The sequence below is a fragment of the Microbacterium sp. 16-032 genome (assembly GCF_041079455.1).
GTDB lineage: Bacteria > Actinomycetota > Actinomycetes > Actinomycetales > Microbacteriaceae > Microbacterium > Microbacterium testaceum_A.
Genome location: NZ_JBFYGQ010000006.1, coordinates 266,645 through 275,976 on the forward strand (window position 1 = coordinate 266,645; position 9,332 = coordinate 275,976).

8 protein-coding genes are annotated in these 9,332 nt (G+C 70.7%); 1 reads left to right on the forward strand and 7 read right to left on the reverse strand.

What is annotated here, in order from left to right; translation table 11 throughout:
• Positions 1-28: 28 nt before the first annotated feature.
• Genes AB6V31_RS14915 through AB6V31_RS14945 form a run of 7 tightly spaced genes read right to left on the reverse strand, consistent with a single transcriptional unit; the run spans position 29 to position 8,208 of the window.
• Positions 29-2,842, reverse strand: coding sequence for a DUF2207 domain-containing protein (locus tag AB6V31_RS14915; RefSeq protein ID WP_369366582.1), 2,814 nt, complete (start codon positions 2,840-2,842; stop codon positions 29-31).
• Complete coding sequence (gene recN, locus AB6V31_RS14920) at positions 2,839-4,533, reverse strand: DNA repair protein RecN (RefSeq protein ID WP_369366584.1); 1,695 nt, start codon at positions 4,531-4,533, stop codon at positions 2,839-2,841. The genes AB6V31_RS14915 and recN overlap by 4 nt, the downstream gene beginning before the upstream one ends.
• Positions 4,530-5,450: an NAD kinase gene (locus AB6V31_RS14925; RefSeq protein WP_056224195.1), complete on the reverse strand. Its 921-nt coding sequence runs from the start codon at positions 5,448-5,450 to the stop codon at positions 4,530-4,532. The genes recN and AB6V31_RS14925 overlap by 4 nt, the downstream gene beginning before the upstream one ends.
• Positions 5,447-6,247, reverse strand: a complete 801-nt coding sequence (locus AB6V31_RS14930; RefSeq protein WP_369366586.1) for a TlyA family RNA methyltransferase — start codon at positions 6,245-6,247, stop codon at positions 5,447-5,449. The genes AB6V31_RS14925 and AB6V31_RS14930 overlap by 4 nt, the downstream gene beginning before the upstream one ends.
• Positions 6,244-6,402, reverse strand: a complete 159-nt coding sequence (locus AB6V31_RS14935) for a hypothetical protein (protein ID WP_369366588.1) — start codon at positions 6,400-6,402, stop codon at positions 6,244-6,246. The genes AB6V31_RS14930 and AB6V31_RS14935 overlap by 4 nt, the downstream gene beginning before the upstream one ends.
• Positions 6,403-6,421: 19 nt before the next feature.
• Positions 6,422-7,459: an HAD-IIA family hydrolase gene (locus tag AB6V31_RS14940; protein ID WP_074695202.1), complete on the reverse strand. Its 1,038-nt coding sequence runs from the start codon at positions 7,457-7,459 to the stop codon at positions 6,422-6,424.
• Complete coding sequence (locus AB6V31_RS14945; RefSeq protein ID WP_369366590.1) at positions 7,456-8,208, reverse strand: hypothetical protein; 753 nt, start codon at positions 8,206-8,208, stop codon at positions 7,456-7,458. The genes AB6V31_RS14940 and AB6V31_RS14945 overlap by 4 nt, the downstream gene beginning before the upstream one ends.
• A gap of 18 nt (positions 8,209-8,226) precedes the next feature.
• Here AB6V31_RS14945 and AB6V31_RS14950 point away from each other — a divergent pair, with 18 nt between their 5' ends.
• On the forward strand, positions 8,227-9,150 hold the full coding sequence (locus tag AB6V31_RS14950; protein WP_369366592.1) for a hypothetical protein: 924 nt from the start codon (positions 8,227-8,229) through the stop codon (positions 9,148-9,150).
• The last annotated feature ends 182 nt before the right edge of the window (positions 9,151-9,332 follow it).

The following is a 9,332-nucleotide window of genomic DNA, read 5'->3' on the forward strand; positions in this document are numbered from 1 at the left end:
AGTCTGGCACCCCCCTCCGACATCCGCGTCACGTTCGCGTGACGATGGCGAGTCTTCGGGTGCGGACGAAGGCGACCACCGCGACGACCACCGAGAGCACCACGGGGATCAGCACGACGGGAAGGATCGCGTCCTCGGTCGCCGCGTCGCCGGCCGCCCAGCCGACGAGCACGACCTGGGCGATGACCAGGCTCGGCGGCAACCACCGCGCGAGGTCGCGCCGCACACCGACCCGGTCGCGCGCGCTCATGCCCACCAGGCCCAGGACGACGGCCCCCGCTCCGAGGATCGGCCCGATGACCCAGGGAAGCGCCGCCCACAGGGTGTGCCCGATGCTCGGAGGCGTCGCCGATGAGAACGTCCCCGAGGCGAATCGCAGGTCGAGCCCCGCGTACGTCGACGAGGACGGCCACCGGCTGTCCGGCGAATACTCGTCGCTCGCCCTGGCGTCGAACGCGATGACGGTCTCGGACCCGCTCTGCACGGCGTCGTCGCCCAGTGGCTCGGGCGCCGCGTCCGGGCGGTAGGGAGTGGCATCCACCCATCCGGACCCCTCTTCGAGGCCCTCTCCCAGTCCGTCCGCGAGGGTCAACGCGATCCGCACGTGCTCCGTCTCCGCGTCGACGGTCCGCCACGACCACGACCACCCCGGCATGAGGGCGGTCCAGGTCATCCGCTCCCCCGATGCGTCCTGGGCGATCGGGCGCGTCACCTCATACCGGATCTCGACGACGTGGGTCCCGGTCCAGTCGTCGGTCAGGCGCGTCTGGACGACGGCGTGATCGAGACGCCGGGTCTGCACGAACGGAACCGTCCCGCCGTCGACGGTGATCGACTCGACGGTCAGCCCCTGATCGTGCCCGTCGACGACGTCCCGCCACACGCGCGTGACCTGGGGGATCACCCGGCGATCCGCCTCGACCTCCGTCTTCAGGGTCTCGACGACTTCCACCCGGCCTGCTCCGTCGCCGTCGCGACGGAGGGTGGCGGCGATGTCGGCGTCCGTCACGGCGAGACCGCTGCTGCCCTCGATCCCGTCGAGAACCGCGGTCTGATCGGGAGCGGCGGTGGTGGACGCCGTCGTGAGGAACGCGAGGGCGATGGCGCCGGCGACGAGACCCAGCGCGCACGCACGGACGGCGAGTCGTCCGCCCCCGAGGAACCTCGGATCGGCCCCCACCCGACGATCGATCCCTTCGCGCTCGATCAGGCCTCGGAGCAGACGACCTGCCGCGCGCGGGTGCGAGAAGATCACGACGTAGGGCAGATCCGCCGATCGCAGCGGCGTGCGCTCGGCGGCGCTCGTCAGCTCGAGATACTGCCGCTGACCGAGCAGGTGTTCACGCGCGAGGGCTCCCTCGCGCGTCAGTGGGCGTGCGCTCAGCGCCACCGCGAGGATCACGCCGGCGAGAGCGACGGAGGCCGCCGCGGCAGCCACGGGCCACCATTCGATCGTCAGCGCGCGCTGATACGAGAGTTGTCGCGTCAGTCCGAGCTGGAGGACGGCGAGCGCGAACGCTCCGCCGAGGAAGGCGTCCCGGACGAACCCGCGCGGCACCGTGCGGAGACCACGTTCGAACTGCGCCCTCCACGCGGGCGAGAAGCGGAACGACCGCAGAGCCGGGAGCAGATCCCCCCACCGCCCCGCTCGATGGGCGGCGCGCGCGAGACGATGGGTCAGCCGGGGGTCCTTCGGATCTCGACGCCACGCGTCGAGGGCCTCGGCGAGTACCGCCGTGCGGCGCGCTCCCCACAGGCGTGCGTCCAGCGCCACCGAGCTGCCGCGGCGCGGCTGCGACTCCGGCACGAACCACGCGCGCCCCCGCGCGTCGGCCCAGGCCACCGCCCGCGCGGCGAAGGCGAAGAGCACGCCGGCCGCCGAGAGCAACAGCGGCACGAAGGGCCCGTACGCCTGGACGAAGAACAGCGGAGACGGCCCCGGCATCGCGAACGTACCCGGATCGAACCGGAACGTGAACCAGAACGATCCGTGGGGAGGGATGTTCTGGTCGTTCGTGATCTCGTACACGAGCGGATCGGATGCCGCGTCCTCGGGCTCCATCGTGGTGGAACCGCCCACGAGAAGCCACGACAGTCCCGCCGAGGGCTGGCGCGCGAAAGCCCCCTCGAGGTCGCGGGGCACGACGACGCGCAACGAACTCGACGAGACCCCGTGCGGCCACTCGGGCCCGAAGACGTCCCACTGCAGCACCTGGGACACCTGGTCTGACGAGGTGTCGCGGTCGTCGTAAGCGAGGTCGCGCAGGTCGTAGCGCACTTCGACGAGATGCGACCCGGTGAGTCTGTCCACTCCCCCGATGACGTAGGTCGTGCGGGTCGGCGTCGTCTCCACCCGTGCGTCGACGGGGCGATCGTCGAGCCGCGCCTCGCGCAGCGCGGGAGCGAGATCGTGTCCCTCGTACTGCGACGCGAGCACGCGTTCGATCGAGTTCTCGTCGACGTCGTCCGGAAAGACCGCGGTGAACTTCTCCGTCACCGCGACGACGAGTCGCCCGTCGTCGTGACGCTGCAGGTCGTACTCCGCCGAGAAGTCCTTCGCGATCCAGGTGCTCGTGGCCTCCTTCGCCGACGAGGTGATGTCGTCGAAGGTGAGGGGCGCGTTGATCACCGGGCCGACGAGGAGCACCACGCCGACGGCGGCGACCGCCGCCCAGAACACGCGGATGCCGGCACGCAGACGTGTCCCCCCGTGCGACCGCAGCCACGCCTCGAGACGCAGCAGCAGCCGGGAGAGGAACGCCCACAGCGGCGTGTGCCGCGGGGGGTCGATCAGCGTCGCTTCCGGCGGCGCTGAGAGCTCGTCGTCGGAGTCGTCGGTCATCGGGATCGGCCGGTCTCCAGCAGTTCACGGGCGTGCGTCAACGCCGCTTCCGAGTCGGTGAGTCCCGACAGCAAGCGGGCCATCTCGGCTTCGCGCTCGGCCCCGTCGAGACGGCGGACACTGGATGCCGTGACCGCACCGTCGTTGCCCTTGACGACCGTCAGGTGGTTTCCCGCGAAGGCCGCCACCTGCGCGAGGTGCGTGACGGCGATCACCTGCGACGATTCCGCGAGACGAGCGAGCCGACGACCGACCTCGATCGCCGCGGCTCCCCCGATTCCGGCGTCGACCTCGTCGAACACGAAGGTGGGCACCGGGTCGACGCCGGCGATGACGACCTCGATGGCGAGCATGACGCGACTCAGCTCGCCCCCGGACGCCCCGCGCGACACGGGGCGGGGATCGGCGCCCGGGTGCGGGGCGAGCAGGATCGACACCTCATCGCGTCCGTGACCGGCGGGTGAGGCGGGGGCCACGTCGACGCTCAACCGGGCGTCGGGAAGGGCGAGCGCATGGAGCTCCTCGGTGACCGCGGCGCCCAGTCTCTCGGCGGCCTCGCGTCGCGCAGCGGTGAGCGCTTCCGCGGCCGCATCCAGCTCGGAGGCCGCGGCGTCGCGCTGCGCCTCGAGTCGCTCGAGGCGGTCGCCGTCGTCATCCAATTCGACTAGACGAGCCGAGCCCGTCTCGAGCAACGAGATCGCCGCCTCGACCGTTCCGTGCGTGCGGGCGAGTCCGGCGAGCACTCCGCGGCGTTCATCGACCGCGACCAGCTCGTGCGGGCCGGATTCGTCGAGGTCTGCGAGGTAGCCCGACAGCGCGACGGAGGCGTCGGTCGCGCGATACCCGAGGTCGGCGATCACCTCGCCGATGGCGGCGAGTGCCTCGTCGCTGCCCGAGATCCGCTCGAGGGCCCGGCGGGCTTCGGCCAGCAGCGTCACGACATCGGGTGAGCCGTCTTCGTTCGACAGGGCGGCGTGGGCCGTCACGGCGGCGACTCGCAGATCCTCGGCGTTGGCGAGACGCTCGGCGCGGCGCGCCAGCTCCTCTTCCTCGCCGACGATCGGCGCTGCGGCCTCGATCTCGGCGATCGCGGCGCGCAGCTGCTCGGCCTCGCGGGCGCGGTCGTCACGATCAGCGGTCAGGGTGGTCAGTTCGGCATCCAGAGCACGCCAGGCGTCCCACGCCGCGCGATAGGCGGTGCGGGCAGCGACGACCGGCTCCCCGCCGAAGCGGTCCAGGGCATCGCGCTGCGCTCCCGACGACTTGAGGCGGAGTTGGTCGGACTGTCCGTGCACGACGACGAGGTCGTCGGCGAGATCAGCCAGGACACCCGCCGGAGCGGTGCGTCCGCCCACGGTGGCGCGCCCGCGTCCTTCGCTCGAGACGGTGCGTCCGAGATAGAGCTCGGCCGAACCGTCCCCGACGGGCTCGACATCGCCTCCGGCCTCCCGCACTCGCGCGGAGACGACCCCCTCTTCGGGGACGAGCCACACGCCCTCGACGGCAGCCTGGGTCGCGCCCTTGCGCACCGCGCCGGAGTCGGCGCGCTGACCGAGCAGCAGCCCGAGCCCGGTCACGACCATGGTCTTGCCCGCCCCGGTCTCGCCGGTGATGGCCGTGAAACCGCGCCCGATCGGCAGGGTCGCGTCCGCGATCACGCCGAGGTCGCGCAGCCGCATCTCTTCGATCACGCCGCACCTCCCGGCATCCCGCGCCATCCCGTGACCGGAAGGCGGAACTTCCGAACGAGCCGGTCGGTGAACGCGGCAGGGTGCAGGCGGGCGAGGCGGACGGGCCGCGACGAACGACGCACCATCACGCGAGCGCCCGGGGGCAGCTCGTGCGAGCGTCGGCCGTCGCACCACAGGATGCCGCTGCCGCTCGTGCGCTCGAGTACCTCGACGGCGACCATCGCCTCGGGACTCACCACCAGCGGACGTGCGAAAAGGGCGTGCGCCGAGAGGGGGACGACGGCGATGGCCTCGACCGTCGGCCAGATCACCGGCCCTCCGGCGGAGAAGTTGTAGGCCGTCGAACCGGTCGGAGACGCCACGACGATCCCGTCGCAGCCGAACGATGACAGCGGACGGCCGTCGACCTCCATCACCACTTCGAGCATCCGCTCGCGGCTCGCCTTCTCGACGGTGGCCTCGTTCAGTGCCCAGGTCTCGAAGATGACCTCATCGTCGGCGTTCAACACGCGCACCGCGAGGGCGAGTCGCTCCTCGACGACGTAGTCGCGGTCGATGACCCGACGCACGGCGTCGTCCATGTCGTCGCGTTCGATCTCGGCGAGGAATCCGACGTGGCCCATGTTGATCCCGAGGATCGGGACGGTCCCACCCCGCACGACTTCGGCCGCGCGCAGGATGGTGCCGTCGCCGCCGAGCACGATGGCGAGCTCGATGTCGTCGATGCCGACGTCGACCCCGAGGGTCTGGACGCCCTCGAGCGACAGACGCTCCGCGAGCTCGGGCCGGTCCTCCGCGGACACCACCGGGGTGGCACCGGCCGACCGCACGGCGGTCAGGATGCGCTCGGCGGCGTGGACGGTGTCATCTCGGCGCGCGTGCACGACGAGGAGGATTCGGCGATCGCTGGGGGTCATCGGCTTCCGGTCAGTCGGGTCACGGTGCTCTCCCATTCTGAGGGGTCGCTGCCCCGAGTGGCCGAGAACCACGCGACGTACTCCTGGTTCCCGTGCGTTCCGACGATGGGCGACGCGATGAGCCCGGAGGTCCTGAGACCCGCGTCCCACGCGGCCCAGAGCACGCCGTGCACGGCGTCGGATCGCAGGGCGGGGTCGGTGACCAGCCCGCCCTTCAGCGCTGTGCGGCCGACCTCGAACTGCGGCTTGATGAGGAGGATGACATCCGCCTCGGGGGCCGCCGTGGCCACGACGGCGGGCAACGCGTGCTCCAGCGAGATGAACGACAGGTCTCCGGTCACCACGGTGGGACGCTCGGCGATACCCGTGGCGCCCGCGAGGGAGTCGGCGGTCATGAACCGCACGTTATACCCCTCGACCGACACCACGTCGGGGTCCGCCCCCACGACGGTGGATAACTGACCGTGCCCCACGTCGACGGCCATGACCGGGCGCGCGCCGCGCTCGCGAAGGACCTGTGTGAAGCCGCCGGTGGACGCTCCGAGATCGAGGGCGACCCGATCGCTCACGTCGACCCCGAAGGCATCGAGCGCGGCCAGCAGCTTGTGCGCGCCGCGGCTGACGTAGTGGTCGGCCCCCGCGACGTCGAGCACGCTGTCCGTCTCCACGGGCGTCGATGCTTTGACGACGGGGCGGCCGTCGACCGTCACGAGCCCGCCGGAGATCAGTTGAGCCGCGTGCGAGCGGGAACGCGCCAGCCCGCGGGCGGCGAGCTCGGCATCGAGGCGCGGGCTCACGACGCTGCGGTCGGATCGATCGGCGCCGATTCGAGTCGTCGAGCCAACTCTTCGTGCACGGCGGCGTAAGCGTCCGCGCGGGTGTCGAGGGGCTCCTCCTCGATGAGACGCAGCCGATCGATGAGCCCGGCGTCCGGGGCGGAGCTGTCGGACATGGATGCCATGCTACCGACGTCAGCGCACGCGGAACGGGTCCGCGTAGAGCTGCTCCGGAACCCGGAAGCCGAAGATGGCACGACCACTGTTCCAGATGGCCGCCGAGCCGGCACGCAGAAGGTCGATCTGCCGCCCTCCGTCGTTGACGATCCGGAGATCGACGCCGTCGATCTCGACGATCGCATCACCCACACGGGTGCGGTCGCCCTTGACGACCGTCGTGGGGTACGGCTCGAAGAGCTGACGGAGGTCTTCGACGATGTAGTCGGGGCGCTGCGAGGGCGGCGCCGCGAGAACTTGCTTCGGTCGGTCGATGCCGGTGAGCACCAGCAGGGAGCGCATCTCAGCCGTGCGCGCACCCTGGATGTCGGTGTCGAGGCGATCACCGATGAACAGCGGCGACTGCGCGCCGGTGCGGGCGACGGCGACATCGAAGATGGGCCGTTCGGGCTTGCCTGCGATGGTGGCCAACCGCCCCACGGCCGTGTGCACGGCCGACACGAGCGTGCCGTTACCCGGAGCGATGCCGCGGGCCTGCGGGATCGTCCAGTCGGAGTTGGTGGCGACCCAGGGGATCCCCCCCTCCTCCACAGGCGTCGCGAGTGCGTACGCGGCCTCGGCGAGATGGACCCACCCGACCTCGGGAGCGAAGCCCTGGACGACGGCCGCCGGGTTGTCATCGGCGCTGCGCGTGACGACGAAGCCGGCCTTCTCGACCTCGACGACGAGACCCTCGCCGCCGATGACCAGCAGGGTGGAACCCGCGGGCACCAGGTCGCGCATCAGACGCATCGCCGCTTGCGGGCTGGTGGTGACGTCGTCCGCCGCCACACGCAGCCCGAGGGAGGTGAGGTGCTCGGCGACCGACGCGTCGGTCCGCGACGCGTTGTTCGTGATGTACCCGAGACGACGCCCCTCCTGCTGGGCGCGGTTCAGGCTGTCGACCGCGTGCGGCAGAGCACCGGGGCCGGCATAGACCACCCCGTCGAGGTCCGCCAGGACGACGTCGACGCCGTCGAGCGGTGTCGGCGGCGGAGTGCTCCGGCCGAAAATCATCGCCCGTCTTCCTCGACGTCCGCTTCGACAACCGTCTCGGCGGGCTCGATGCCGTCGGCACGATCGTCCCCGTCACCGTCTGTCACGTCTTCGTCGTGCGGTTCACTCGCAGCGTCGTCAGCCGATTCGACCGCCACGTCGTTTCCTTCGAGGGGGATGACTCCGGATGCCACGTCCACACCACCCTCGTCATCGATGAGTTCGATCTCTTCGACGACGATGACCTCGCGATCGGCGACGCCTGCGGCGGCGTCCAGGGCGTCGGCCGCGATCTCGGCTCGACGCTCCCACTCGGCGGCTTCATCGGACCGTCCGAGTTCTTCGAGAACCGCTGCGCGCGCGGAGAAGAGGGCCGGGCTCCATTCGAACGCGCGGTCCGGGTCGGCCTCGGGGATCTCGAGCTCCTGCAGAGCACGGTCCGTCTGCCCGAGGTCGAGGCGCGCTCCCGACATGGCGATCGCCAGCTGTACACGTACCGGAACGGACAGGCTCGAGCGGTCGACCGCGCGCCCCTCCTCGAGGGCGCGATCGGGACGTCCGACCCCGCGCTCACTGTCGACGATGAGCGGAAGCTGCTCGTCGGACCCGGTAATCCGGCGGTGCGTCCGGAGTTCGCGGAGTGCCAGGGCGAAGTCGCCGACGGCGTATGCCGTGATGGCGACGGTCTCGCGGACGACCCCGACACGGCCGGCGCTCCGGGATGCCGCCAGCGCGTGTTCGTGCGCCAGCTGGGGGTCTTCGTCGATCATGCGAGCAGCCATCGCAAGGTGACGGGCGACGTTGTCGGCGTTGTCCTTGCTGAGCGTCTTCAACTCGTTGCGGGCTGCGCCAGGAAGGTCGAAGGCAGTGACGTCCTCGGGGATCTCCGGGCCACGCTCGCGACGATCCTGCGGCGGGCGCGTGGCACGGGAGTCCTCGCGATCGAATCGACGCGGCGCTCCCGCGCCCGGCCGGCGGTCGCCACTCGGACGTCGGTCACCGCCCCCGAAGCCGCGGGAATCACCGTCTCGGCGCACGGGGCTGTCCCCGTCCCGACGGAACGGACGGTCACCGTCACGGCGAACCGGACGATCGCCGTCGCGACGAACGGGACGGTCCCCGTCACGACGAACCGGACGGTCCCCGTCACGACGGAACGGACGCTCCCCCTCGCGCTGAACGGGACGATCACCGTCACGGCGGAACGGACGATCCCCCTCGCGACGAACAGGACGATCCCCGTCGCGACGGAACGGACGATCACCATCACGCTGAACAGGACGATCAGCATCCCGGCGGAAGGGACGGTCACCGTCACGACGAACAGGACGGTCACCATCACGACGAACAGGACGATCCCCCTCACGACGGAACGGACGATCACCATCGCGCTGGGCGGGGCGTTCGCCGTCACGACGGAACGGACGGTCGCCGTCCTGACGGAACGGACGATCACCATCACGACGAACCGGACGCTCACCATCACGACGAACGGGACGGTCACCATCACGACGAACGGGACGGTCACCATCACGACGAACAGGACGGTCACCATCACGACGGAACGGACGGTCACCGTCCTGACGGAAGGGACGGTCACCATCACGACGAACAGGACGGTCACCATCACGACGGAACGGACGGTCACCGTCGCGGCGCTGCCCCCCGGCCTGCCCGTCGCGGCGGTAAGGACGATCGCTGCGAGGCGATGAATCATTGCCTCGAGAAGACTGTCCGCGCCCGGATGCGCGGTCGCCCGAGCGCCCTTCGTTGCTCTTGCGATCGTTCGCGTCATCCGACGACATGACTGTCCTTCCGGGGATTGTGCCCGTAAATGCGAAATGGCCACCCAACTTTGGGTGGCCATTTCGACTAAGGGAAGTCCGGCGGTGTC